The organism is Cellulomonas olei, from assembly GCF_039548315.1.
GTDB lineage: Bacteria > Actinomycetota > Actinomycetes > Actinomycetales > Cellulomonadaceae > Cellulomonas.
Genome location: NZ_JBCLVN010000047.1, coordinates 15405 through 38389 on the forward strand (window position 1 = coordinate 15405; position 22985 = coordinate 38389).

Consider the following 22985-nt stretch of genomic DNA (forward strand, 5'->3'; position numbering starts at 1 on the left):
GCGGTGCGGCGGGTCACGGGGTCGCCGACGGGGTGGGGGTGGTGCTCGGCGTGGGCTCGGGCGTCGGCTCGGGCTCGGTGGTCGGCGCGGTGGTCGGCTCGGTCGTCGGCTCGGGGGTGGGGTCCGGGCCGGGCTCCGGCTCGGCGGTCGGCGAGGGCGTCGCGGACGGCGCCGCGGTCGCGGCCCGGGCCCGGGCGTCGGGTGACGCCGTGGCGGTCGCCGCCGCGCCGGTGGGCTCGCCCCCGAACCGGCGCGCCGGGTCGGCGAGCCCGGTGCGGAACGCCTCGAGGCTGTTCGCCCGGGAGTCCACGCGCCAGTCGTTCGTCGCGAGCTGGCCGTCCACGTACGTGGTGACGGCGAGGTTGAACCACGCGAAGCCGATCACGTCGTCGTTGCGCCCGGGGTCGAACCCCTGGAAGAACGACCGCACCCAGGCCGGCTTGGTGCCGCCGATCTCGGAGGCGCCGACCTCGGCGAGCAGGATCTTCTTGTCGGTGATCGAGCGGAGCTGGTCGAGCGTCCGGTCGAACGTGTAGGAGAACGTCGAGTCGTTCTCCGCCTTGTAGGGCGGCCGCTGGTAGCCGGAGACGCCGACCCAGTCGACGTACGCGTCACCGGGGTACAGGGCCTCGAGGAACGCGGGGGACTGGTGGGCGGCGGGCAGGTTGTTGACGATGTTCGGCGCCCACACCCAGATCACGTAGTCGTTCGCGCCGTTGGCCTCGAAGACGTCGTGCACGTGCTGCCACATCCGCACGTAGTCGCCGACGCCGTTGCCGTTGATCGGCGCGCCGGACCCGGTCTGCTCGGACCACGGGTACCAGACGCCGTTCATCTCGTGGTCCAGGCGGATCGCCAGCGGCAGCCCGGTGGCCGCGATGTCGCGGGCGTACTGCGTGAGGTAGGCGTCGAAGTCGCCCGCGATGATCTTCGGCAGGCTGTACTCCGGCTCCTCGACGACGTCGTTCTTCGACCCGATCGGCCGGGACTCCCAGGTGAGCATCGGCAGCATGCCGCGCTCCCAGGCGCGCGTCACGGCGTTCGCGCGGAAGTCCTCGTCCCAGCCGCCGAAGTACCCGACCATGTCCTGCGTGCGCCCGACGTCCTGCGCGGCGTCGTCGAACGTCGCCCAGTTGAACGGCGCCTGCTCGGTGTACATCCCGAAGTAGCGCTGGTCCGGGTCGAGCAGCGCGGCGCGGCTGGGGGCGGAGGGCTTGGTGGGCTTCTCCGGCGGGGCGGCGGGGTTCTCCGGCCGGGGCGGCGCGGGGTTGGCGGGCTGGTCGCCCGCGGACCCGGAGGACGGCGCGGCGGCGGTCCCCCCGGCCGCCGCGGTGCCGCCGGAGCGACCCGACGACCCCGACCCGGACGACCCCGAGGACCCGGAGCGCGACGAGCCCCCCGAGCCGGAGCCGCTGCCGGCGGAGTCGCCCCGGGCGTCCCGCTCGGCCTGCGCGGCGGCGCGGTCCTGCTCGCCCTTCTTGCGGGCGGCCTGCTCGTCGGACAGCACGTCGCGCAGGGCGTCGGACTGGGAGCGGCTGGTCTCGAGCTGCGCCTCGAGCTCGGCGTTGCGCCGCTGGAGGGCGAGCTCGGCGGCGGTGGGCTCGGCGGCGTCGGACTCGTCGGGGCGCACGAGCGAGGAGACGGCGGGCGTGTTCCACACCACGAGCGTCACGGCGAGCAGGCCGGCGACGACGGCCGCGGTGGCGATGCGGGCGCGGACGGTCATCCGGCCCATGGTCGGTGCCCACCAGGCGGCGCCCGTGGGCGCGGCGGGGGTGGTCGGTGCGTCAGACATAGAGCAGCGCCTCCAGGGCGAACAGGATCACGGCGATGCCGTACGGGATCGCCGCGAGCGGGTTGAGCCGTCGGCGGGCGGGTGCGGTCGGGGTGGTGCGCGCCTCGCGGCGGCCGGCCGCGACGGGCGCCGCCGCGGGTGCCACCGCGGGCGCGGCGTGCCGTGCGGGTGCCGCGGGGATGGCGGGCAGCGGGGCGGTCGTGTCGGCCTCGGCCAGCAGGCCGCCGTGCCCGGCGACGGCGTGCACCGGCGCGCCCGGGCCGGAGCCGTGGTCGCGCTGCGTGGGCAGCCCGCCCCGGTCCACCACGTCGACGGGCGCCGGCTGCGACATCAGGCCGAGCTCCGCCTCGAGGGACGGGCGGTGGTCGCCGTCGTCCTCGGCCGTGCCGGGGTCGCCGCCGGCGTAGGCACCGGCACGGGTGCCCCACCCGGACGCGTGCGCCATGCGCAGGAACCCGAGCAGCCGCACCGGCATGAGGAAGAACGTCGAGACGATGATGAAGACCGGGAGCCGGAAGAAGTCGCTCGGGACCTCCTGCAGGTGCCGGATCTGCCGGATCGCCATGGACAGCACCGACGACACGACCATCAGGGCGATGACCCAGAACCAGCCGGCCTGCGCGCCGTAGGTCGCCAGCATCGCCTCGTAGAGGTTGACGCCGGTGCCGCTGACCGAGCGGTACACCCAGCCGGCGATCGTCCCGACGAGCAGGAACGGCAGCACGATGTCGGCCAGGAAGAACACGGCGAGCACGGGCGCGTGGCCGAGCATCCACGGCAGCATCCGCAGGGTGTTGTACTGGCTGCCGCGCGCCCAGCGCAGCTGCTGCTTGAACAGCTTCTTCACCTGCAGCGGGGCGTCGGTGTAGACGAGGCTGGTGTGCTGGTAGACCGTCCGGTAGCCCTGCTTGAGCGTGAGGTTGGTCAGCGTGCGGTCGTCGGACACCTCGAGGAACACGCCCATGAACCGCTGGGTCATGAAGTCGTGCATGACCTCCATGAGGATGTGCCGGCGGAACGCGATGGTGCGTCCGGGCAGGCAGCCGACCTGGCCGAGGACGGACTGCGCGGGCATCGAGTAGAGCGAGCGCGAGTTCTCGAGCCAGTCGGCCCAGCGGGTGATCCAGGAGCGTGTCGGCTCGAGGATGCGCTGCCGGGTGGTGACGCCGCCGACGTTGGGGTCGGCGAACGGCTTGACCAGCTCCGACAGCGTGCCGGCGGTCCAGACGGTGTCCGAGTCGAGCAGCACGGTGACGTCGTACCGGGACATCTCGGTGCCGATCTTCACGGCGTTCCGCTTGCCCGGGATCGGGGTGTGGACCCACCGCACGAGCGGCGCGAACTCCTCGCAGACCTGCTCGAGGCCCGGGTTGCGCTTGCCGTTGATGACGACGATGACCTCGTCGGGGTGCTGCTCGGTGACCCGGCTCAGCACGTCCCGGAACAGGTCGAGCGGCTCGTCGACGACGGGGACGACGACGCTGGTGGTCTCGTGGTGCTCGGCGAACCACGGGCGGTACCGGCGGGACAGGCCGACCTTGAGCAGCCAGAGCGCCCACACGAGGCCGGAGAAGACGGTGAAGAGGTACAGCTCGGCCTGGTCGTCGAGCATGTGCCGGATCTGCAGGATGAAGATGAACATCGCTCACCTCGGCGCTGGAGGGGTGGGGCCAGCGGCGACGGTGACGCGGCGGAGGACGGGGGCAGCGGGGCGGGGAGGGCCTCCGCTGTGACTGGGGACGGCGGTCGGGCGTGACGGGTGTCACCCGTTCGGACGGGTGGCGACGTGGCGTCGGGGTCGTTCCTGTGAGTCGGTGGTGCCCCTCGTGGGAGTGCACTCAGCCTGTTGCGCGGCAGCGCCCGAGCGCAACTCGCCCGGGCCGATTGGGACCCGTGATGTGACGTGGATCACGCGCTGCCCGACCGGTATGTCCGGATATGCGCAGATCAGAGGTCCGGCAGTTCCGACATCGAGGATGTTCCGGACGGCTCGCGGAGGCGCTGGTCACGCACGAGGGGCGGGCGCCGCCCGGCCGCGACCCCCGGGCGGCCGGGACGTGAACATCGTCACAACACGTCATGACGGCTGTCAGTGTCATGACACGGCGTGACGGCAGTCACGACCGGGCGGTGCCCGGGCGCGCGGTGCCGCACCGCCCCGCACCGGCGCCCCGACCGCTCGACGCGCAGAGTTGAGCGGAATAGGCTCAACTTCGACCGGGTTGCACCGGAGGCACGCGGCGGCCCGACCGGGACGTCCGGACGCCACGCACGGAGGGGAACGATGGACGCGAAGCTCACCACCAAGTCGCAGGAGGCCATCGGCGACGCCATCCAGCAGGCGGCCGCCGCGGGGAACCCGCAGCTCGAGCCGGCCCACCTGCTGAACGCGCTGCTCGCCCAGGAGGGCGGCGTCGCGAACGGCCTGCTCGACGCGGTCGGTGCCGACCGCCAGGCGCTCGGCCGCGCCGTGCGCGCCATCCTCGTCGGCCTGCCCGCCGCGAGCGGCTCGTCCGTCGCGCAGCCGACGGCCTCCCGCGCCACGGCCACCGCGATCGAGGCCGCCTCGGCGGAGGCGCGCACGCTCGGGGACGACTACGTCTCCACCGAGCACCTGCTGCTCGGCCTGGCCGCCGGGCAGTCCGGCGTGGCCGACGCCCTGCGCGCGCAGGGCGCCTCCCGCGACGCGCTGGCCGCCGCGCTGCCGTCCGTCCGCGGGTCCGCGCGCGTCACGAGCCCGAACCCCGAGGGCACCTACAAGGCGCTCGAGCAGTACGGCGTCGACCTCACGCAGCGCGCCCGCGACGGGAGGCTCGACCCGGTCATCGGCCGCGACGCCGAGATCCGTCGCGTCATCCAGGTGCTGTCCCGCCGCACCAAGAACAACCCCGTCCTCATCGGCGAGCCGGGCGTCGGCAAGACCGCCGTGGTGGAGGGCCTCGCCCAGCGCATCGTCGCGGGCGACGTGCCGGAGTCCCTGCGCGGCAAGCGCCTCGTGTCGCTGGACCTCGCCGCGATGGTCGCCGGCGCCAAGTACCGCGGCGAGTTCGAGGAGCGCCTCAAGGCCGTGCTGGAGGAGATCACCTCGTCCGAGGGCGAGGTCGTCACGTTCATCGACGAGCTGCACACCGTCGTCGGCGCGGGCGCCGGCGGCGAGGGCGCGATGGACGCGGGCAACATGCTCAAGCCGATGCTGGCCCGCGGGGAGCTCCGCCTCGTCGGCGCCACGACGCTGGACGAGTACCGCGAGCGCATCGAGAAGGACCCCGCCCTGGAGCGCCGGTTCCAGCAGGTCTTCGTCGGCGAGCCGTCCGTGGAGGACACCGTCGCGATCCTGCGCGGCCTCAAGGAGCGCTACGAGGCGCACCACAAGGTGACGATCTCCGACGCCGCCCTGGTGGCCGCCGCCGCGCTGTCCGACCGCTACATCACCGGCCGGCAGCTCCCGGACAAGGCGATCGACCTGGTGGACGAGGCCGCGTCCCGCCTGCGGATGGAGCTCGACTCCTCCCCGGTCGAGATCGACGAGCTCCAGCGCGCCGTGACCCGGCTGGAGATGGAGGAGGTCGTGCTGTCCGAGGCGGACGACCCGGCCTCGCGCGAGCGGCTCGAGAAGCTGCGCGCCGACCTGGCGGACCGCCGCGAGGAGCTCGCGGGGCTGACCGCTCGCTGGGAGAAGGAGAAGGCCGGGCACAACCTGGTCGGCGACCTCAAGGCCCGCCTCGACGAGCTGCGCTCCACCGCGGACCGCCTGCTGCGCGAGGGCGACCTCGCGGGCGCGGCCCGGCTCCAGTACGGCGAGATCCCGGCCGTGGAGCAGGAGATCGCCGCCGCCGAGGAGCGGGAGCGCGCCGAGGAGACCGGCAGCGTCGAGGCGCCGATGATCGCGGACAAGGTCGGCCCGGACGAGATCGCCGAGGTCGTCGCCGCGTGGACCGGCATCCCCGCCGGCCGCCTGCTGGAGGGCGAGACCGCCAAGCTCCTGCGCATGGAGGAGGTCATCGGCGAGCGCCTCATCGGGCAGCGCGCCGCGGTCGCGGCCGTCTCCGACGCCGTCCGCCGGTCGCGCGCGGGCATCGCCGACCCCGACCGGCCCACCGGGTCGTTCCTGTTCCTCGGCCCGACGGGCGTCGGGAAGACCGAGCTCGCCAAGGCGCTCGCGGACTTCCTGTTCGACGACGAGCGCGCCATGGTCCGGATCGACATGTCCGAGTACGCCGAGCGGCACTCCGTCGCGCGCCTCATCGGGGCGCCCCCGGGGTACGTCGGCTACGAGGAGGGCGGTCAGCTCACGGAGGCCGTCCGCCGGCGCCCGTACTCGGTGCTGCTGCTGGACGAGGTCGAGAAGGCGCACCCCGAGGTCTTCGACATCCTGCTGCAGGTGCTCGACGACGGCCGCCTGACGGACGGCCAGGGCCGCACGGTCGACTTCCGGAACGTCATCCTGGTGCTGACGTCGAACCTCGGCTCGCAGCACCTCGTCGACCCGCTGCTCGACCCCGAGCAGCGGCGGGCGGGCGTGATGGAGGCCGTGCGCGCCGCGTTCAAGCCGGAGTTCCTCAACCGGCTCGACGACATCGTCCTGTTCGACCCGCTGTCGCTCGAGGAGATCGGGCGGATCGTCGACCTGCAGGTCGCGTCGCTCGCGGCGCGGCTGCGGGACCGGCGGCTCACGCTCGACGTCGACCCGGCGGCGCGCGAGTGGCTGGCGATCGAGGGCTTCGACCCCGCGTACGGCGCCCGGCCGCTGCGCCGGCTGGTGCAGCGCGAGATCGGCGACAAGCTCGCGCGGCTGCTGCTCGCGGGCGAGGTGCACGACGGCGACACGGTGCGCGTGACGCGCGCGCCGGACGGCGCCACCGGGCTGGTCCTCACGCGGGCCTGACGGCTGTGTGCGGGTGGTGTGCACGACCTGTGCACGCCGCCCGCGCCGCCGCGCCCCGGCGGGCCCGTGACGTCGGGCCGTGCGACCATCGGGGGCCATGGACACCGCTCTCGCCCTGGCCGCCCGCGCCGCCGCGCCCGCGTCCTCGCCCGAGCTGACCGGGCTGGCCGGCTGGGTGGTGAGCGTCGTCGAGGCGCTCGGTCCCGCCGGCGTCGGCCTGCTGGTGGCGCTGGAGAACCTGTTCCCGCCGATCCCGTCCGAGGTCGTGCTGCCGGTGGCCGGCTACGTGGCCAGCCAGGGCGACATGCACGTCGGCTGGGCGGTGGTGGGCGCCACGGTCGGCGCGGTCGCCGGCGCCTGGGTGCTGTACGGCCTCGGTGTCTGGCTCGGCCGGGAGCGGCTGCGCCGGTGGCTGGAGCGGATCCCGCTCATGGAGGTCGAGGACCTCGACCGCGCCGAGTCGTGGTTCGTCCGGCACGGCGGCGCGGCGGTGCTCGTCGGGCGCTGCGTCCCGGTCGTCCGGTCGCTGGTGTCCGTCCCGGCCGGCCTGGAGCGGATGCCGCAGGTCCGGTTCCTCGTCTACACCGCGCTCGGCAGCGCCGTGTGGAACTCGGCGCTGGTGGTCTCGGGCTACGTGCTCGGCGAGCAGTGGGAGGACGTCGGCCACTACTCCGACTACATCAACTACGCCGTGTACGCGGCGATCGTGGTCGTCGTCGTGCGGTTCGTGTGGACGCGGCTGCGCCGCCGCCGGCTCGCCGCGCGGGGCTGACCCCGCGCGGCGTCCCCGCCGTCAGCCGAACAGCTCCGCCATGGCGGACGAGTACAGGTCGGCGCCCTTGATGCGGCTCGTCTCCTCCGCCCCGAGGACGCGGTGCGCGCCGGCCTCGTCGACGACCTGCGAGGCGCCCCCGGTGCGGCCCAGCGGGAGCACGATCCGCTCGGGCGCCGGGGTGTAGGCCGCCGAGGGCGTGCCGCCCTCGACGAGCGCCCGGATGTTCGCCGCGACCACCGCGGCGTGGTCGCGCGCCGCGGAGGCCCGCTTCGACTCGCGCACGTCGGTGATGTCGCCGACCGCGAACACCGTCGGGAACCCCGTCAGCGCGAGGGTGTCGTCCACCCGCACCTCGCCGAGCCCGTTGCGGACGCCGGCCAGGTCGCCCGCCAGGTAGTCGCTCGCGGGCAGGTTGCCGTAGCACCGGAACCACATCTGCGCCTCGACGCGCTCGCCGGCCTCGGTGTCGACGACGAACGGCTCGTGCACCCCGACGTCCACCGGCGGCAGGTACCCGAGGCGGGACCCGAACAGGAACTGCACCCGGCCGTCGAGCTGGTCCCGGACGGCGGCGCGCAGCTCCGGCAGGTAGTCCTCGGAGGTCAGCGCGTCGTCGGCCTGGTCCACGACCGTGACCGCCAGGTGCGGGTAGGCGTCGAGCAGCTCGCCCACCAGCTCGAGCCCGACCGCGCCGGCGCCCACCACGAGCACGCGCTCGGCCCGCGCGAGGCCGTCGCGCATCCGGGCGAGGCGCGCCCGCGCGACGCCGGTGTCCGACTCGATGAACTTCGCGGGGAACGGGTACGAGGTGCCCGTGGCGAGCACCAGGTAGTCGGCGTCGAGGCTCGTGCCGTCCCCGAGCTGCACCCCGCTGGACGTGGCGCGCTCGACGCGCTGCTGCACGACGTGCCCGCGCTCGAGCAGCCGGTCGTAGCCGAAGAACACCCGCGACTCCCAGACCGGGTCGACCGCCGCCCGCAGCGCCGCGGAGGCGTGCACGAACGCGTCCTTGGGCTCCACCAGCACGACGTCCGCCACGTCGTCCAGGAGCGAGGCGACCCGCGCCCCGCCGTACCCGCCCCCGACCACGACGACCCGTGGTGCTGCCATGTCCCTGCCTCCGTCTCGCCCGTTCGTGGCGGCGCGCGCCGCGCCGCCGGGCACCAGCGTGCCACCCGCCCCGGTGTGCCGACCGGGACCCACGGCCCTGCCTGCCACGGCCGGCGTCAGGCCGCGCGCGCCTCCGCGACCAGGGCGTCGAGCCGCGCCAGGTCGAAGCCCGCCATGCCGAACCCGACGACCACGCGCACCGGCATGTCGCCGATCATCGCGAGCATCCCCGGGTCGAGGTCGGCGGTCGCGGACGTGAGCTCCGGCCCCAGCAGGCGTGCGCCGACCGGGTGGGCGAGCCACTCGTTCACCGTGGAGTCAGCGGTGACCTCGCTCCACAGCGGCTCACCGGTCACGGCCACCTCCGCCGTGCCGCGGACGTCCCGCGAGGAGGCGCCGACCTCGACGACCGTGCGGCCGCCGCCGACCACCCAGCGCCGCAGGCCGGGGTGCCAGTACGACAGGTCGCGCGCGCCGAGCGTCACGGCGACCGTGCGGGACTCGCCGGGCTCCAGCGCGACCTTGGCGAACGCCTTGAGCTCCCGGGTCGGCCGGACGACCGCGGCGTCGGGGTCGCCCACGTACACCTGGACGGTCTCCGCGCCCGCGACCGCGCCGGTGTTCGTCACCGTCACGGTCACCTCGACGGACGAGGCCGCGCCCTCGCCGCTGACCTCGGCGCGGACGCCGGAGTACGCGAACGTCGTGTACGACAGGCCGTGGCCGAACGGGTACGCGACGTCCAGCAGGCGGGTGTCGTACCAGCGGTACCCCACCAGGACGCCCTCGCCGTAGCGGACGTGGCCGGCCTCGCCCGGGAAGCTGCCGAAGGCCGGGGTGTCCTCGAGGCGGTGCGGGACGGTCTCCGCGAGCCGACCGGACGGGTTCCGGACGCCCAGCAGCAGGTCCGCGACGGCCGAGCCGCCGGCCTGGCCGCCGAGCCACGTCTCCAGCACGGCGGCGGCGTCGTCCTGCCACTCCACGGTCACCGCGGAGCCGTTCGCGAGCACCACGACGACGCGGGGGTTGACCGCGGCGACGGCGCGCAGCACGGCGAGCTGGTCGGCGGGGAGCCCCAGGTGCGTGCGGTCGTAGCCCTCCGACTCGTCCGGGGCGGGCAGCCCGAGGAACAGCAGCACCGTCCCGGCGCCCCGCGCCGCCTCGACGGCCTCCGCCAGCAGCGCCGCGTCGTCCGCGTCCTGCGAGCCCGGCACGCCGGCCACCGCGAACCCGGGCGCGAACGGCAGCCGGGTGCCGACGGCGGCGCGCAGCGCGGTCAGGGCGTCGTCGAGCCGCGTCGGGTTCACCTGCGACGAGCCGGCGCCCTGGTAGCGCGGCGTGCGGGCGAACTCCCCGATGACGACGGCCGCCGCGGCGTCCTCGCGGGACAGCGGCAGCACGGGGGTGCCGTCGACGGGGTCGTTCTTCAGCAGCACGGAGCCGTCGGCCGCCGCCTCGCGGGCCAGCGCGTGGTGCGCGTCGACGTCGACGGTCCCGGGGTCGGCCAGCGCGGCCTGCGCGCGGGCGACCATCGTGAGCACCCGGCGGACCGCGACGTCGAGCACCGCCTCGTCCAGCCGGCCGTCCCGCACGGCCTCCACGACCAGCGCGTCGGTCCGGCCGCCGGTCGCCGGCATCTCCAGGTCGAGCCCGGCGGCGACCGCCGCGACCCGGTCGACGACGGCGCCCCAGTCCGACACCACGAGGCCCTCGAAGCCCCACTCGCCGCGCAGCAGGTCGGTCAGCAGCCACGGGTCCTGCGAGGCGTACGTGCCGTTGACCCGGTTGTACGAGCACATGACGGTCCAGGGCTGCGTGCGCGTGACCACGCGCTCGAACGCCGGCAGATAGATCTCCCGCAGCGTGCGCTCGTCCACGTCGGCCGACACGCGCATGCGGTCGGACTCCTGGTTGTTCGCCGCGAAGTGCTTGAGCGACGTGCCGACGCCCTGCGACTGGATGCCCTCGACGAGCGCCGCCGCCAGGTCGCCGGCGAGCACCGGGTCCTCCGAGAAGTACTCGAAGTTCCGCCCGCACAGCGGCGACCGCTTGATGTTGACCCCGGGGCCCAGCAGCACGCCGACGGCGTTCGCACGGGTCTCGACGCCCAGCGCCCGGCCGACGCGCCCGATCAGGTCCACGTCCCACGTCGAGGCCAGGGCGGTGGCCGGCGGGAAGCACGTCGCGGGCACGGAGCTGCCCAGCCCGAGGTGGTCGGCGCTCTCCGCCTGCTTGCGCAGGCCGTGCGGCCCGTCGGTGACCATCACCGGCGGGACGCCCAGGCGCGGGACGCCCTCGGTGTGCCAGAAGTCGGAGCCCGATGTCAGGGCGGCCTTCTCCTCGAGGGTGAGCTCGGACAGGACACGGTCGATGTCGAACAGCGCGGGCGCGTCGGACACGCGGCACCTCCTCGTGCGGGGTCGGTCGGACCCGGCCGAGCCTAACGGCTATCCCGACCGCGCGGTAGGTATTGCTGCGGTCGAGGGGGGCCGCGCCGGGGCCGCCTGTGAGACCCTGACCCCAGGACGGGCCCAGCGGCGGGACCCAGCGGGACGCGGGGGAGCGGCAGATGGCGGTCGACGTGGAGCGCGGCTACGCCAAGGGCCGCGCCAAGCGGCGGGAGATCATCGACCGGGCGGTGACCCTGTTCGGGGAGGTCGGCTACCGCGGCGCCTCCCTGCGCGAGATCGCCGGGCGCTGCGGCATCTCCCACCCCGGGCTGCTGCACCACTTCCCGACGAAGGAGGCGCTCCTCCTCGCCGTGCTCGAGCACCGCGACGAGGTCGACAGCGTCTGGGTGGCCGGCGGGGACGACGACGACCCGGTCTCCGGCCTGCGGCGCCTGGTCGAGCTCGTGGAGCGCAACACCGGGCGCCGCCCGATCGTCGAGCTGTACGCGGTGCTCTCCGCGGAGGCGACGTCGGCGGACCACCCCGCGCACGACTACTTCCAGGACCGGTACCGCCGCGCGCTGGCCGCGGTCCGGTCGGCCTACGAGCGGGCGCGCGAGGCCGGCGCGCTCCGGGACGGCGTGGAGCCCGGCACGGCGGCGCGGCACCTCGTGGCGCTCATGGACGGGCTGCAGGTGCAGTGGCTGCTGGACGACGGCGCCACGGACATGGTGGCCGTCGTCCGCGCCCACGTGAGCGCCCAGCTCGTCCGGCCGCTCTGACCTACCGGGAGGCGTCCAGCGCCGAGCCCGCCTCCGGGGAGGGCGGGACGAGCACGCACAGCCCCGTGCGGTCGCCGCGCGCCCACGACGACGCGCTCGGGGACCAGGCGACCATCCGGTAGCCCGCCGACTCCTCCGCCGCGGTCAGCTCGCACGCCGCCGACACCCGAGCCGCGGCAGCGTCCCGGCCGGGCCACGACGCGTCCCGGCCGAAGTCGTACTCCGTGACGACCTGCGCCGCGTGCACGTCCGCGCACGGCACCACGCGGACGCGGTCCACCGGGCCGTCCGCCGGCAGCTCCGCGAGGCAGCTGCCGGTCACGAGCTGCACCGCCCGCGCGTCCACCGGCTCCGCGACGTCCGCGGGCAGCGGCCGGGTGGCCAGGGCGGTGCCGACGCCGAGCGCCAGGAGCGCCGCCCACGCGAGCGTGCCGACGGCCCCGAGCGCGGTGCCCGCGACCGCGAGGCCCCGCCCGCGGCGCGCCCCACCGCGCGTGCGCCGCAGCCCGAGCACCCCGAGCACCAGCGCCGCCGGCCCCACCCCCAGCACCCCGGTGACGAGCGCCGCCACCGAGACCCCGTCCGTGGCCGCCGGCGGCGGACCCCAGCGGGGCGCGTAGTACGGCTCGGGGTAGGCGTACGGGTCCGCCACGTCAGTAGCCGGAGCCGTACGGGTCGACGGCGAACTGCGAGAACGCGAACACCATGAGCACCACCCACGCGAGCAGGAACGCCGTGATGACGGCTCCCACGACGATCGCGGCGATCGCCAGCCCGCGGCCCTGCGCGCCCGTGCGGCGGGTGCGGCGCAGCGCGGCGATGCCCATGCCGAGGCCCACCGGGGCCGTCAGCCCGACGAGGAACCCCGCGCAGCTGAGGATGAGCGCGGCGATCGCCAGCCCGTCCGTCGCGGGGGCGGGGGTGACCCAGGACGGCTGGCCGTACGGCCCGGCGGCGTACGGCCCCGCGGGGTACGGGGCCTGGGCGTACGGGCCCTGGGCGTACGGAGCGGCGGCGTAGGGGGTGGCCGTGTAGGGGGCGCTCGCGGCCGGGGACGGCGAGCCGCCGTACGGGGCGCCCGCGTACTGGGCGCCCGCGTACGGGGTGCCCGCGTACGGGTCACCCGTCTGCGGCGCTCCCGGGTACGAGCCGCCGGGGTACGAGCCTCCCGGGTACGGGTCGCCCGCGGACGGCGGGGCGGTGGCGTACGGGTCGGCGCCGGAGCCCCCGACCGCGTACGGGTCCCCGGCTGCGGGGCCGGCGTCCTGCGGCCCGGGCGTCCAGCCGCCCGCGACCGGCGGCGCCTCGGGTGCGCCGTACGGCGAGGCGGGCGTCCACCCCGTCGCCTCGGGCGTCGGGGGCGTCGAGGGCGTGGCGGGAGGCTCGTAGCCGGGCGCGGGGGTGCCGGGGTCGGGCGTCGTCATGCGCAGAACCTAGCGGAGACGCGCGCCGTGCCGGGTCCGCTCCGGGCACCTCCACCCGCACGGTCGCCGGATCGCCCCAGGCGCCCCCGTCGTACCGGCGCCGGGGCGGCCGCTCGTCCCCGGCCGGCCGGCGCCGGGGCCGCCGTCACGCCGCGTCGGCGATGTCCAGCACCACGGGGACGTGGTCGGACGGGGCCTTGCCCTTGCGCTCCACGCGCTCGATGCTCGCGCCGGTCACGCGCACCGCGAGCGCGGGGGACGCCCAGGTGAAGTCGATGCGCATGCCCTCGTTCCGCGGGAACCGGAGCTGCTGGTAGTCCCAGTAGGTGTAGGTGTGCTCCGCGGGCAGGTGCTCGCGGGAGACCTCGGTGTAGCCGGCGGCGGCGAACGCTGCGAAGGCGTCCCGCTCGGCGGGCGTGACGTGCGTCCGCCCGGCGAACAGCGAGATGTCCCACACGTCGGTGTCGAGCGGGGCGACGTTCCAGTCGCCGACCAGCGCCAGCGGCAGCGCGGGGTCCTCCTCGATCCAGCGCCCGGCCTCCTGCTGCAGGGCGGCGAGCCAGCGCAGCTTGTAGTCGAAGTGCGGGTCGCCCACCTCGCGCCCGTTCGGCACGTAGAGGCTCCACACGCGCACGCCGCCGCAGCTCGCCCCGAGGGCGCGGGCCTCCGTGACCGGGTCCTCGCCCCAGCCGGGCTGGCCGGCGAACGCGTGCTCGACGTCCGTGATGCCGACGCGCGACGCGATCGCGACCCCGTTCCACTGGCTGAACCCGCTCGTCACGACCTCGTACCCGGCGGCCTCGAACGCCTCGCGGGGGAACTGCTCGTCCTTGCACTTCGTCTCCTGCATCGCCAGCACGTCGGTGCCGGTGCGCTCCAGGAACGCGACGACGCGGTCGACGCGGGTCCGGACGGAGTTGACGTTCCAGGTGGCGAGGCGCATGTCCCGCACGCTACCGGCCGCCGCCGACACCCCGTCACCCGGCCGGCCGCGGCAGCCGGAGACAACCGCGCGGCGCGCTCCGTAGGGTGGCGGCATGGGAACCGCACTCATCACCGGCGCGAGCGCCGGACTGGGACTCGAGTTCGCGTGGCAGCTCGCCACCGCCCGGCACGACGTGGTCCTGGTGGCCCGGGACACCGAGCGGCTGGAGCGGCTCGCGTCGCAGCTGCGCGCGGCCGCGGGGGTCCACGCCGAGGTGCTGACGGCCGACCTCACGGACCGCGCGGACGTCGAGCGCGTGGCGGAGCGGCTGCGGGCGACCGAGCGGCCCGTCGGGCTGCTCGTGAACAACGCGGGCCGGGGGATCGGGCAGCGGTTCGTCGGCGGCGACCTGGCGCGCGAGGAGGCGGCGCTCGACCTCATGGTGCGCGCCGTGCTCGTCCTGTCCCACGCCGCCGCGGGGGCGATGACGGAGCGCGGCCGCGGCGCGATCCTCAACGTCGCGTCGGTGGCGGCGCTCACCGCCGGCGGCACGTACGCGGCGGCGAAGGCCTGGGTGCGCACCTTCACGGAGGGCCTGGCCGTCGAGCTCGAGGGCACGGGCGTCACGGCCACGGCGCTGTGCCCGGGCCTGACGCACACCGAGTTCCACGACCGCGCCGGGCTGCGCGCGGCGGAGTCGTACCCGGAGATCGCGTGGCTGTCCGCCGACCGGGTGGTCGCGACCGCGCTCGCGGACGTGCGGCGCGGCGCGGTCATCTCGACGCCGAGCCTGCGCTACCAGGTGGCGTCGGGCCTGCTGCGGGCCATGCCGCGCTCGGTGGTGCGCCGCCTGGGCGACGTCCGGCCGGACCGCGACTGAACCGGGACGACCCGCGGACGGCCCGCCGGTCCGCCCCGGCCGCCTCGGTACCCTGGCGGGCGTGACGAACTCCCCGATGTCCCCGACCCCGCGCGAGCAGCTGCGCGACCTGATCGTCGAGCTCGCGGTCGTGCGCGGCACGGTCACGCTGTCCTCCGGGCGGCAGGCCGACTACTACGTCGACCTGCGGCGCGTGACGCTGCACCACCGGGCGGCCCCGCTGGTCGGCCACGTGCTGCTCGACCGGCTGGAGGAGGTCGGGCTGGGCACGGCGGACGTCGAGGCGGTCGGCGGCCTGACGCTCGGCGCCGACCCCGTCGCGACGGCCCTGCTGCACGCGGCGGCGTCGCGGGGGCAGGACCTCGACGCGTTCGTCGTCCGCAAGGAGGCCAAGGCGCACGGCATGCAGCGCCGCATCGAGGGGCCGGACATCGCGGGCCGCCCGGTGGTCGTGCTCGAGGACACCTCGACGACGGGCGCCTCGCCGATCGCCGCGGTGGAGGCCGCCCGGGAGGCCGGCGCGGACGTCCGCGGGGTCGCGGTGATCGTCGACCGCGCGACCGGCGCGCGCGAGAAGATCGAGGCGCTCGGGGTGCCGTACCACTACCTGTTCGACCTGGCGGACCTCGGCCTGGCCTGAGCGCCCGGCGCCCGGGCGGGTCAGACCGCGGCGAGCGTCACGGCCGTCACCGCGAGCGTCGCGACCACCTCGCCGGCGCCGACCACCGCGGGCCGCACGCGCCCGCGCCGGGGCAGCAGCACGGCGCGGGCGAGCAGCCCGGCGGCGACGACCACGAGCGCGACCCCGGCGACGCCGGCCGGGCGGCCGGCCGCCGCCAGCACGACCGCGCCCGCGAGCAGGGCCGCGTGGTACCCGGCGGACAGGCGGGCGGTCGCCGGCCGACCGCGCTCCCGGATCATCGACTTCACGTACGGCACGGTGCCGACCAGGTACGCCGCGAGCAGGCCGGCCGCCGTCCGCGCGCGCGGGTCGTCCGCCCCGGGCGGCCACCAGCCCTCCGGCCGGTCCAGGAGGCCGGCCGCGACCACCGTCATGAGCGCGGCCGCCGTGATCGTCACGAGGTCGTTCCCGTACGACCGGTCGGCCCGTCGCGCCGCGTACCGCAGGCTCGCGCCCAGCAGCAGCGCGAACGCGGGCGCCCAGCGCAGCAGCGCGGGCTGGGCGGCGACGAGCGGGAGGCCCAGCACCGCGGTCGCGACGCCGTACCCGAGCACGGGGTCCCGGTAGCGGCGCCGGCGGCCCGACCGCAGCCACTGCGTGAGCGCGAAGTACGCGCAGTACGCCGCGAGCCACGCGGCCAGCAGCAGCGCGTGCAGCCCGCGCGGACCGGCGAGCAGGGCGCCGACCACGGGCGGGGCGACGACCATCGCCCAGGCGCCGTGCTGGTTCGGCACCCAGGCCCGCGGCACCCGGCGGCGGCGCGCGGCACGGGGCCGGTCGGTCGCGGTCACCGGGCCGGGGGCGCGCTCAGACGCCGGCGACGGCCCACTCGGGCACCCGGGGGACCAGGTCCGCCACCGAGTCCAGCACCCGCGTCGGCCGGAACGGGTAGCGGCCGACGTCCTCCGCGCGGGTGGAGCCGGTGAGCACCAGGAACGTCCGCAGCCCGGCCTCGATGCCCGCGACGACGTCGGTGTCCATGCGGTCGCCGATCATCGCGGTGGTCTCGGAGTGGGCGTCGATGCGGTTGAGCGCGGAGCGGATCATCATCGGGTTCGGCTTGCCCACGAAGTACGGCTGCCGGCCCGTGGCCGCGGTGATCATGGCGGCGACCGCGCCGGTGGCGGGCAGGTCGCCCTCCGCGCTCGGGCCGGTGACGTCGGGGTTCGTCGCGATGAACCGCGCGCCGCCCTGCACCAGGCGGATCGCCCGGGTGATCGCCTCGAACGAGTAGGTGCGGGTCTCGCCGAGCACCACGAAGTCCGGCTCCGCGGAGGTCAGCGTGTAGCCGGCCTCGTACAGGGCGGTCGTCAGGCCGGCCTCGCCGATGACGTACGCCGAGCCGCCCGGCACCTGGTCGGTGAGGAACTGCGCCGTCGCCAGCGCGGACGTCCACAGCGACTCCTCGGCCAGGTCGATGCCGGACGCGGCGAGCCGGGCCCGCAGGTCCCGCGGCGTGAAGATGGAGTTGTTCGTCAGCACCAGGAACCGGTGGTCGCCGTCGCGCAGCGCCCGCACGAAGTCCGCGGCACCCGGCAGCGCCACGCCCTCGTGCACCAGCACGCCGTCCATGTCGGACAGCCAGGACACGATGGGCCGGGTCACTGCTCGAACACCTTGCGCTCGACGGCGGCGCGCTCCTCCGGCTCGTCGTAGCGGGGGTCGCGGCCGCCGGTGGCGGCGTTGCGGCGGGCCTCCCGACGGCCCCGCAGCACCTCGATGCCGATGGGGACCACCGAGACGAGCACGATGAGGACCAGCAGCACCTCGATGTTGTCCTTGACGAACGTGACGTTGCCGAGCACGTAGCCGAGCAGCGTGACGCCCACGCCCCACAGCAGCGCGCCGATGACGTTGAACGACACGAAGTGGCGGTAGCTCATCTTCCCGACGCCCGCGGCGACCGGGGCGTACGTGCGCACGATCGGGACGAAGCGGGCGACGATGATGGTCCGGCCGCCGTACTTGTCGAAGTACTTGTACGTCTGGTCGATGTACTGCTGCTTGAAGATCTTCGAGTCCGGCCGGCTGAACAGCCGCGGGCCGGCCTTGTGCCCGATGAAGTACGCGAGCTGGTCGCCGAGGAACGCCGCCCCGAACAGCAGCAGGCACAGCAGCCACAGCGGGAAGTCGAGCTCCTGGTGCGCGACGAGCATGCCCGCCGTGAACAGCAGGGAGTCGCCCGGCAGGAACGGGAACAGCAGCCCCGTCTCGATGAACACGACGATGACGATGCCGACCAGCGCGTACGACCCGAACGAGGAGATCAGGTTCTCGGCGTCCAGCCAGTCCGGCAGCAGGGCGGGCTGGGGTCCGAGGGCGGGCAGCATGGCCGCGAGCGCGGTCGACACAGGCATGGCCCCCAGCGTACGGCCGCCGGTGCGGGACCCGCGGGCGTGCGGTGTGCAGTTCCTGTGCGGGTCCCGGCGCGCGACCGCGCGGCTGCGGGAGGATGGCGGCCGTGACGACCCCCGACGCGACCGCGACCGCCGCCCCCGTGACCCTCGGCACGCCCCTGACGCCCGGCGCGACGCGCGCGCTGCTGCTGGGCGCCGGCGAGCTCGGCAAGGAGGTCGCGATCGAGCTGCAGCGCCTCGGCGTCGAGGTGGTGGCCGTCGACCGCTACCCGCACGCGCCGGCGATGCAGGTCGCGCACCGGTCGCACGTGGTCGACATGCTCGACCCGGACGCGCTGCGGGCGGTGCTGGACGCCGAGCGCCCGCACGTCGTGGTGCCGGAGATCGAGGCGATCGCGACGCAGGTGCTCGCCGACGTGGAGGCGACGGGCGTCCGGGTGGTGCCCACGGCGCGCGCGACGCGGCTGACGATGGACCGCGAGGGGATCCGGCGGCTCGCCGCCGAGGAGCTGGGGCTGCCGACGTCGCCCTACCGGTTCGTCGACGACCTGGACGCCCTGCGCGCGGCGGTCGACGAGGTCGGCCTGCCGTGCGTCGTGAAGCCGGTCATGTCGTCCTCCGGCAAGGGCCAGTCCGTGGTGCGCACGGCCGAGGACGTGGAGGCCGCGTGGCGCGCCGCGCAGACCGGGGGCCGGGCGACCGCCGCCGACGACGCCGCGGTGCGGGTGATCGTCGAGGGGTTCGTCGCGTTCGACTCCGAGATCACGCTGCTGACCGTGCGGCACGCCGGGGGCACGACGTTCTGCGAGCCCGTCGGGCACGTGCAGGTGGACGGCGACTACCGCGAGTCCTGGCAGCCGGCGCCGCTGCCGCCCGGCACGCTCGCGGAGGCGCAGCGGGTCGCCGCCGCGGTCACGGAGGCGCTCGGCGGCTGGGGGTTGTTCGGCGTCGAGCTGTTCGTGGTCGGCGACCGGGTGCTGTTCTCCGAGGTCTCGCCCCGCCCGCACGACACCGGGCTGGTCACGCTCGCGTCCCAGGACCTGTCGGAGTTCGCGCTGCACGCCCGGGCGGTGCTGGGGCTGCCGGCCGGCGACGTGCTGGCGCTCGGGCCGTCGGCGTCGTGCGCGGTGCTCGCCGAGGGCACGGGGGTCCCCGAGTTCACCGGCGTCGACGCGGCGCTCGCGGTGCCCACCGCGCAGGTGCGGCTGTTCGGCAAGCCGTCGGTCGCGGGACGCCGGCGCGTCGCGGTCACGGTGGCCCGCGGCGCGGACGTGGCCGAGGCCCGCGACCGGGCGCGCACGGCCGCGGCGGCCCTGACCGTCACGCTGGGCTGAGGCCCGCGAGCACCCGGTCGGCGAAGCCCCGCCAGCCGGCGTCCACCAGGTCGCGCACGCCCTCGGCGCCGCCCGCGTCCTCCGCGTCGCCGAACGCCAGCATCCCGGCGACGCACGCGTACTTCTCCCAGAACCCGTCGGCGGCGTCGGCCCGGCGCAGCCACGCCGCCCGGGCGACGTCATCGGTGGCGCGCCGCGCCTCCGCCAGCTCCGCGAGCGCCTGCCGCTGCCGCGCGTCCCGCCCGTCGGCACCGGGCGCGACCAGCGGGTGCGTGCCCGTGCCCAGGTGGTGCGCGAGCCCCTCGTCCCACACCACCCGGTCCAGGCGGTCGGCGTACGGGGCACCGGCAGGCAGCGGGTCGCGCGCGGCGAGGACGACGTGCGCGAGCTCGTGGTCGAGCAGCCCCTGCGCGGCGTCGGGGACGGCCCCGGGCTCCCCGGCGGCCGCGAGCAGCCGGACGAGGTCGAGCACGATCACCGGCCGCCCCCGCGGGTCGTGCCGGACCCCGGCGTCGTACGGCGCCGGCCAGCCGACCACCAGCGCGAGGCGGGCCGCCCCGAGCGCGTCCCGCCAGCCGGGGAGCGCGGTGTCCCACAGCGTGGGTCGCGCCGGGCGGAACGGGTGCAGCGCCCCGCGGACGGCCTCGAGCGCCGCGCGGACCTGCGGCGCCAGCCCCGCGTCGGGCTCCTCGGCGGGCGCGGGGGGCTCGTCGTCGCCCGCCGCCACGCGCAGCGGCCACGCGCCGGCGGCGTCCGGGTTCGGCAGCCGGCCCGTGCGCAGCCAGGCGTCGGTCACGGCGGTGTCCAGGTGCACGGCGCCCGATCGTCCTCGCGGTCCGGTGGCCTGGTCAAACGCCGTCCGCGGCAGGATGGGCGGGTGACCGCGCAGCCGCCCGCCGACCCCGACCCCGCCGGCCCTGACCCCGCCGACCTCGGCCCCGGCGCCGACCCGGGGCCCGGCACCGGCGCCGACCCGGGGCGCGACGACGCGGACCTGCCCGGCGTGGGTCCGTGGCCCGGCGGCCCCGCGGCCTGGCCCGCCGACCCGCGCTACGACCCGGAGCTGCTCGCGCACGGCGACCGCCGCAACGTCGTCGACCGCTACCGCTACTGGACCGTCGAGGCGGTCGTCGCCGATCTCGACACCCGGCGGCACCCGCTGCACGTGGCGATCGAGAACTGGGCGCACGACCTCAACATCGGGTCGGTGGTGCGCACGGCCAACGCGTTCAACGTCGCGGGGGTGCACGTGGTCGGCCGGCGGCGGTGGAACCGGCGCGGCGCGATGGTGACGGACCGGTACCTGCACGTGCACCACCACCCGGACGTCGAGCACCTGCTCGCCTGGGCGCGGACGGCCGGGCGCGACGGGGCGGCGCTGCCGGTGCTCGGGGTGGACAACGTGCCGGGCTCGGTGCCGCTGGACGGGTACCCGCTGCCGCGCGCGTGCGTGCTGCTGTTCGGGCAGGAGTCCGCGGGGCTGTCGCCGCAGGCGCGCGCGGGCGCGGAGGCGGTGCTGCACATCGACCAGTACGGGTCCACGCGGTCGATGAACGCCGGGGCCGCCGCCGCCATCGCGATGCACGCGTGGGCGGTGCGGCACGCGGGACCGCCGCCGGGGTGAGGGCGCTGCGTCGCCCCCGCCCCGGCGGTCAGGCGGCGGGGCCGGCGTGCCCCGCCGTGAACCGGCTCGACGGCGGCCCGTCGAGCGCGGAGTCCGGGACCAGCGGCGGCAGGTCCGGGTCGTCGGGCAGGTCCAGCTCGGTGCGGACCCGGATGTCCCGGGACGACGCGCCGACCTCGACGACGAACCGGCCGCCCTCGCGCCGCCACGCCCCGGCGACCTGGTCGAACCACGCGAAGTCGCGGCTCTCCAGCTCCAGGCGCACGCGCTGCGACGCGCCGGGGTCGAGCGTGACCTTGGCGAACCCGCGCAGCTCCCGCGCCGGCCGGTGCACGGCGGCCTCCGGGTCCCCGACGTAGAGCTGCACCACCTCGTGCCCCGCGCGCCGGCCGGTGTTGGTCACGGTGACCGAGACGGCGACCCGGCCAGCCGCGGCGTCGAGCACCTCGACGTCGAGGTCGTGGTACGCGAACGTCGTGTACGACAGGCCGTGGCCGAACGGGTAGCGGACGTCCCGCCCCAGCGCGTCGTACCAGCGGTAGCCGACGAAGACGCCCTCGCCGTAGACGACGCGCCCGCGCTCGCCGGGGAACGTGACGAACCCCGGGGTGTCGGCCAGCGCCAGCGGGAAGGTCTCGGCGGTGCGGCCGCCCGGGTCCGCGCGCCCGAGCAGCACGTCGACGAGCGCGCCCGCGCCCGCCTGCCCGGCGAGCCAGGTGTCCAGCACGGCCGCGACCCGGTCGTCCCACGGGTCGGTGGTCACCGCGGAGCCTGCAGACAGCACGACGACCACGGGCGCCCCGAGGTCGGCGAGCCGCTCCAGCAGCAGCACCTGCTCCGGCGGGAGGGCCAGGGTGCGGCGGTCGGCGGCCTCCACCTCGTGGGACAGCGGCAGGCCGACGAACGCGAGCACCACGTCGGCGCCGCGGGCGGTCGCCACGGCCTCGTCCACGAGGCGCTCGGTGTCGGCGTCGACGCCTGCGGACGTCGACGGGTCCGCGGGGTCGGTCCCGGTGGCCGCCGCGCGGGCGGCAGCCGACCCGCCCGCCTCCGCCGCGCCGCCGGACGTCCCGGCGGCGACCCCGTCGCGGGCGGCCCGTTCCCGCGCCGCCCGCTCCGCCCGCGGCCGCTCCGCGTCCGGCCCGCCGACGCCCTGGAACTCGCCCGGCACGTCCTGGTAGGCGTTCAGCGGCGCGTGCCGGTAGCCGTCCGCGTAGCGTAGGCGGTCCCCGTACGCGGCGCGCAGCAGGTCGAGTGGGGCGTCCACGCGCGTCGGGTCCACGCCGGCGGAGCCGCCGCCCTGCAGCCGCGGGGAGCGGGCGTACGCGCCGACGACGGCGACGGTGCCGCGCGCCGGGTCCAGCGGCAGCACGCCGTCGTTGCGCAGCAGGGTGAGCGCGCCGGCTGCGGCCTCCCGGGCGAGGGCGTGGTGCCGGTCCACCAGCGCGGCGTCCAGCCGTCCGCCCGGCGGCACGTCGTCGGGCGGCCCGCCGTCCGCCCAGGCGGGGCGTGCCGCGGGCCGGGCGCGCCGGGCGAGCGCCGCCACCCGGCCGGCGGCGGTGTCGACCGCCTCCTGGTCGAGCGCGCCGGACGCCACGGCCTCCAGGAGCCGGCGCACGGTCGCCGCGCGGTCCGCGCCCGGCATCTGCAGGTCCAGCCCGGCGCGCACCACGGCGACGGGGTCGCGCACGGCGTCCCAGTCCGACACGACGACGCCCTCGAAGCCCCACTCCTCGCGCAGCACGGTGGTGAGCAGCCGGCGGTGCTCGGTCAGCGGCACCCCGCCGAGCCGGTTGTACGCGGCCATGACCGTCCACGGTGTCGCCTGCGTGACGACGCGCTCGAACGCCGGCAGGTAGATCTCCCGCAGCGTCCGCTCGTCCACCTCCACCGAGATCCGGGTGCGGGCGGTCTCCTGGTTGTTCGCCGCGAAGTGCTTCACGCACGCGCCGACGCCCTCGGACTGCACCCCGCGCACGTACGCGACGCCGAGCTCGCCGGCCAGCCGCGGGTCCTCCGAGA

The 22985-nt window shown here is 76.1% G+C and carries 19 protein-coding genes; 7 read left to right on the forward strand and 12 right to left on the reverse strand.

Annotation, left to right across the window (positions count from 1 at the left end):
• Positions 1-13: 13 nt before the first annotated feature.
• Both AAHH18_RS14045 and AAHH18_RS14050 read right to left on the reverse strand, forming a co-directional pair.
• On the reverse strand, positions 14-1726 hold the full coding sequence (locus AAHH18_RS14045) for a glycoside hydrolase family 26 protein (RefSeq protein ID WP_343302039.1): 1713 nt from the start codon (positions 1724-1726) through the stop codon (positions 14-16).
• A 61-nt stretch (positions 1727-1787) separates the two neighbouring features.
• On the reverse strand, positions 1788-3437 hold the full coding sequence (locus AAHH18_RS14050; protein WP_343302040.1) for a glycosyltransferase family 2 protein: 1650 nt from the start codon (positions 3435-3437) through the stop codon (positions 1788-1790).
• A 642-nt stretch (positions 3438-4079) separates the two neighbouring features.
• Between AAHH18_RS14050 and clpB the strand changes: the two genes are divergently transcribed.
• Positions 4080-6680 (forward strand): ATP-dependent chaperone ClpB, encoded by a 2601-nt coding sequence (gene clpB, locus AAHH18_RS14055; protein ID WP_343302041.1) that lies wholly within the window; start codon positions 4080-4082, stop codon positions 6678-6680.
• A 97-nt stretch (positions 6681-6777) separates the two neighbouring features.
• Positions 6778-7452 (forward strand): DedA family protein, encoded by a 675-nt coding sequence (locus AAHH18_RS14060; protein WP_343302042.1) that lies wholly within the window; start codon positions 6778-6780, stop codon positions 7450-7452.
• A 21-nt stretch (positions 7453-7473) separates the two neighbouring features.
• Here AAHH18_RS14060 and AAHH18_RS14065 read toward each other — a convergent pair whose 3' ends face one another.
• Together AAHH18_RS14065 and AAHH18_RS14070 are read right to left on the reverse strand one after the other, a co-directional pair.
• Complete coding sequence (locus AAHH18_RS14065) at positions 7474-8565, reverse strand: FAD-dependent oxidoreductase (protein ID WP_343302043.1); 1092 nt, start codon at positions 8563-8565, stop codon at positions 7474-7476.
• 116 nt (positions 8566-8681) lie between these two features.
• Entirely contained in the window at positions 8682-10964 is a 2283-nt protein-coding gene (locus AAHH18_RS14070) for an aryl-beta-d-glycosidase (protein ID WP_343302044.1), read from the reverse strand.
• 170 nt (positions 10965-11134) lie between these two features.
• Here AAHH18_RS14070 and AAHH18_RS14075 point away from each other — a divergent pair, with 170 nt between their 5' ends.
• The gene (locus AAHH18_RS14075; RefSeq protein WP_283319269.1) at positions 11135-11737 is read left to right on the forward strand and encodes a TetR/AcrR family transcriptional regulator; all 603 of its coding nucleotides are present in this window, start codon (positions 11135-11137) and stop codon (positions 11735-11737) included.
• A gap of 1 nt (position 11738) precedes the next feature.
• Here the strand turns inward: AAHH18_RS14075 and AAHH18_RS14080 are convergent, their stop codons facing one another.
• From AAHH18_RS14080 to AAHH18_RS14090, 3 genes are all read right to left on the reverse strand, one after another.
• A complete protein-coding gene (locus AAHH18_RS14080; RefSeq protein WP_343302045.1) occupies positions 11739-12389 on the reverse strand; it encodes a DUF4190 domain-containing protein in 651 nt (216 codons plus the stop codon).
• 1 nt (position 12390) lies between these two features.
• A complete protein-coding gene (locus tag AAHH18_RS14085) occupies positions 12391-13161 on the reverse strand; it encodes a DUF4190 domain-containing protein (protein WP_343302046.1) in 771 nt (256 codons plus the stop codon).
• 145 nt (positions 13162-13306) lie between these two features.
• Entirely contained in the window at positions 13307-14104 is a 798-nt protein-coding gene (locus AAHH18_RS14090) for an exodeoxyribonuclease III (RefSeq protein ID WP_283319272.1), read from the reverse strand.
• 94 nt (positions 14105-14198) lie between these two features.
• Between AAHH18_RS14090 and AAHH18_RS14095 the strand changes: the two genes are divergently transcribed.
• A complete protein-coding gene (locus AAHH18_RS14095) occupies positions 14199-14966 on the forward strand; it encodes an SDR family NAD(P)-dependent oxidoreductase (RefSeq protein ID WP_343302047.1) in 768 nt (255 codons plus the stop codon).
• A gap of 76 nt (positions 14967-15042) precedes the next feature.
• A complete protein-coding gene (gene pyrE / locus AAHH18_RS14100; RefSeq protein ID WP_283321963.1) occupies positions 15043-15606 on the forward strand; it encodes an orotate phosphoribosyltransferase in 564 nt (187 codons plus the stop codon).
• A 20-nt stretch (positions 15607-15626) separates the two neighbouring features.
• On the opposite strand, the gene AAHH18_RS14105 is transcribed toward pyrE, so the two are convergent.
• From AAHH18_RS14105 to AAHH18_RS14115, 3 genes are read right to left on the reverse strand one after another with little or no spacing between them, the layout of a single operon-like run.
• Positions 15627-16439 carry a YwiC-like family protein gene (locus AAHH18_RS14105; protein WP_343302048.1) on the reverse strand — a complete coding sequence of 271 codons (813 nt, stop codon included), beginning with the start codon at positions 16437-16439 and terminating at the stop codon, positions 15627-15629.
• Between the two features lie 16 nt (positions 16440-16455).
• Positions 16456-17253: an HAD-IIA family hydrolase gene (locus tag AAHH18_RS14110; RefSeq protein ID WP_283319275.1), complete on the reverse strand. Its 798-nt coding sequence runs from the start codon at positions 17251-17253 to the stop codon at positions 16456-16458.
• Positions 17250-18005, reverse strand: a complete 756-nt coding sequence (locus tag AAHH18_RS14115; RefSeq protein ID WP_283319276.1) for a VTT domain-containing protein — start codon at positions 18003-18005, stop codon at positions 17250-17252. The genes AAHH18_RS14110 and AAHH18_RS14115 overlap by 4 nt, the downstream gene beginning before the upstream one ends.
• A 104-nt stretch (positions 18006-18109) precedes the next feature.
• On the opposite strand from AAHH18_RS14115, the gene purT reads away from it, so the two are divergent.
• Positions 18110-19339, forward strand: coding sequence for a formate-dependent phosphoribosylglycinamide formyltransferase (purT, locus tag AAHH18_RS14120; protein ID WP_343302049.1), 1230 nt, complete (start codon positions 18110-18112; stop codon positions 19337-19339).
• Here the strand turns inward: purT and AAHH18_RS14125 are convergent.
• On the reverse strand, positions 19326-20153 hold the full coding sequence (locus AAHH18_RS14125; RefSeq protein ID WP_343302050.1) for a hypothetical protein: 828 nt from the start codon (positions 20151-20153) through the stop codon (positions 19326-19328). The two genes, purT and AAHH18_RS14125, sit on opposite strands and share 14 nt — an antisense overlap.
• A 63-nt stretch (positions 20154-20216) precedes the next feature.
• Between AAHH18_RS14125 and AAHH18_RS14130 the strand changes: the two genes are divergently transcribed.
• Entirely contained in the window at positions 20217-20963 is a 747-nt protein-coding gene (locus tag AAHH18_RS14130; protein ID WP_459349140.1) for a TrmH family RNA methyltransferase, read from the forward strand.
• A gap of 28 nt (positions 20964-20991) precedes the next feature.
• Here AAHH18_RS14130 and AAHH18_RS14135 read toward each other — a convergent pair.
• A partial coding sequence (locus AAHH18_RS14135; RefSeq protein WP_343302051.1) for a glycoside hydrolase family 3 C-terminal domain-containing protein occupies positions 20992-22985 on the reverse strand: 1994 nt, incomplete at its 5' end.

What these genes read in the sequence shown, in the direction of transcription:
- AAHH18_RS14045 (WP_343302039.1), bottom strand. Translation starts at nt 1,726, where the DNA reads ATGACCGTCCGCGCCCGCATCGCCACCGCGGCCGTCGTCGCCGGCCTG.
- AAHH18_RS14050 (WP_343302040.1), bottom strand. Translation starts at nt 3,437, where the DNA reads ATGTTCATCTTCATCCTGCAGATCCGGCACATGCTCGACGACCAGGCC.
- clpB (WP_343302041.1), top strand. Translation starts at nt 4,080, where the DNA reads ATGGACGCGAAGCTCACCACCAAGTCGCAGGAGGCCATCGGCGACGCC.
- AAHH18_RS14060 (WP_343302042.1), top strand. Translation starts at nt 6,778, where the DNA reads ATGGACACCGCTCTCGCCCTGGCCGCCCGCGCCGCCGCGCCCGCGTCC.
- AAHH18_RS14065 (WP_343302043.1), bottom strand. Translation starts at nt 8,565, where the DNA reads ATGGCAGCACCACGGGTCGTCGTGGTCGGGGGCGGGTACGGCGGGGCG.
- AAHH18_RS14075 (WP_283319269.1), top strand. Translation starts at nt 11,135, where the DNA reads ATGGCGGTCGACGTGGAGCGCGGCTACGCCAAGGGCCGCGCCAAGCGG.
- AAHH18_RS14085 (WP_343302046.1), bottom strand. Translation starts at nt 13,161, where the DNA reads ATGACGACGCCCGACCCCGGCACCCCCGCGCCCGGCTACGAGCCTCCC.
- AAHH18_RS14090 (WP_283319272.1), bottom strand. Translation starts at nt 14,104, where the DNA reads ATGCGCCTCGCCACCTGGAACGTCAACTCCGTCCGGACCCGCGTCGAC.
- AAHH18_RS14095 (WP_343302047.1), top strand. Translation starts at nt 14,199, where the DNA reads ATGGGAACCGCACTCATCACCGGCGCGAGCGCCGGACTGGGACTCGAG.
- pyrE (WP_283321963.1), top strand. Translation starts at nt 15,043, where the DNA reads ATGTCCCCGACCCCGCGCGAGCAGCTGCGCGACCTGATCGTCGAGCTC.
- AAHH18_RS14115 (WP_283319276.1), bottom strand. Translation starts at nt 18,005, where the DNA reads ATGCCTGTGTCGACCGCGCTCGCGGCCATGCTGCCCGCCCTCGGACCC.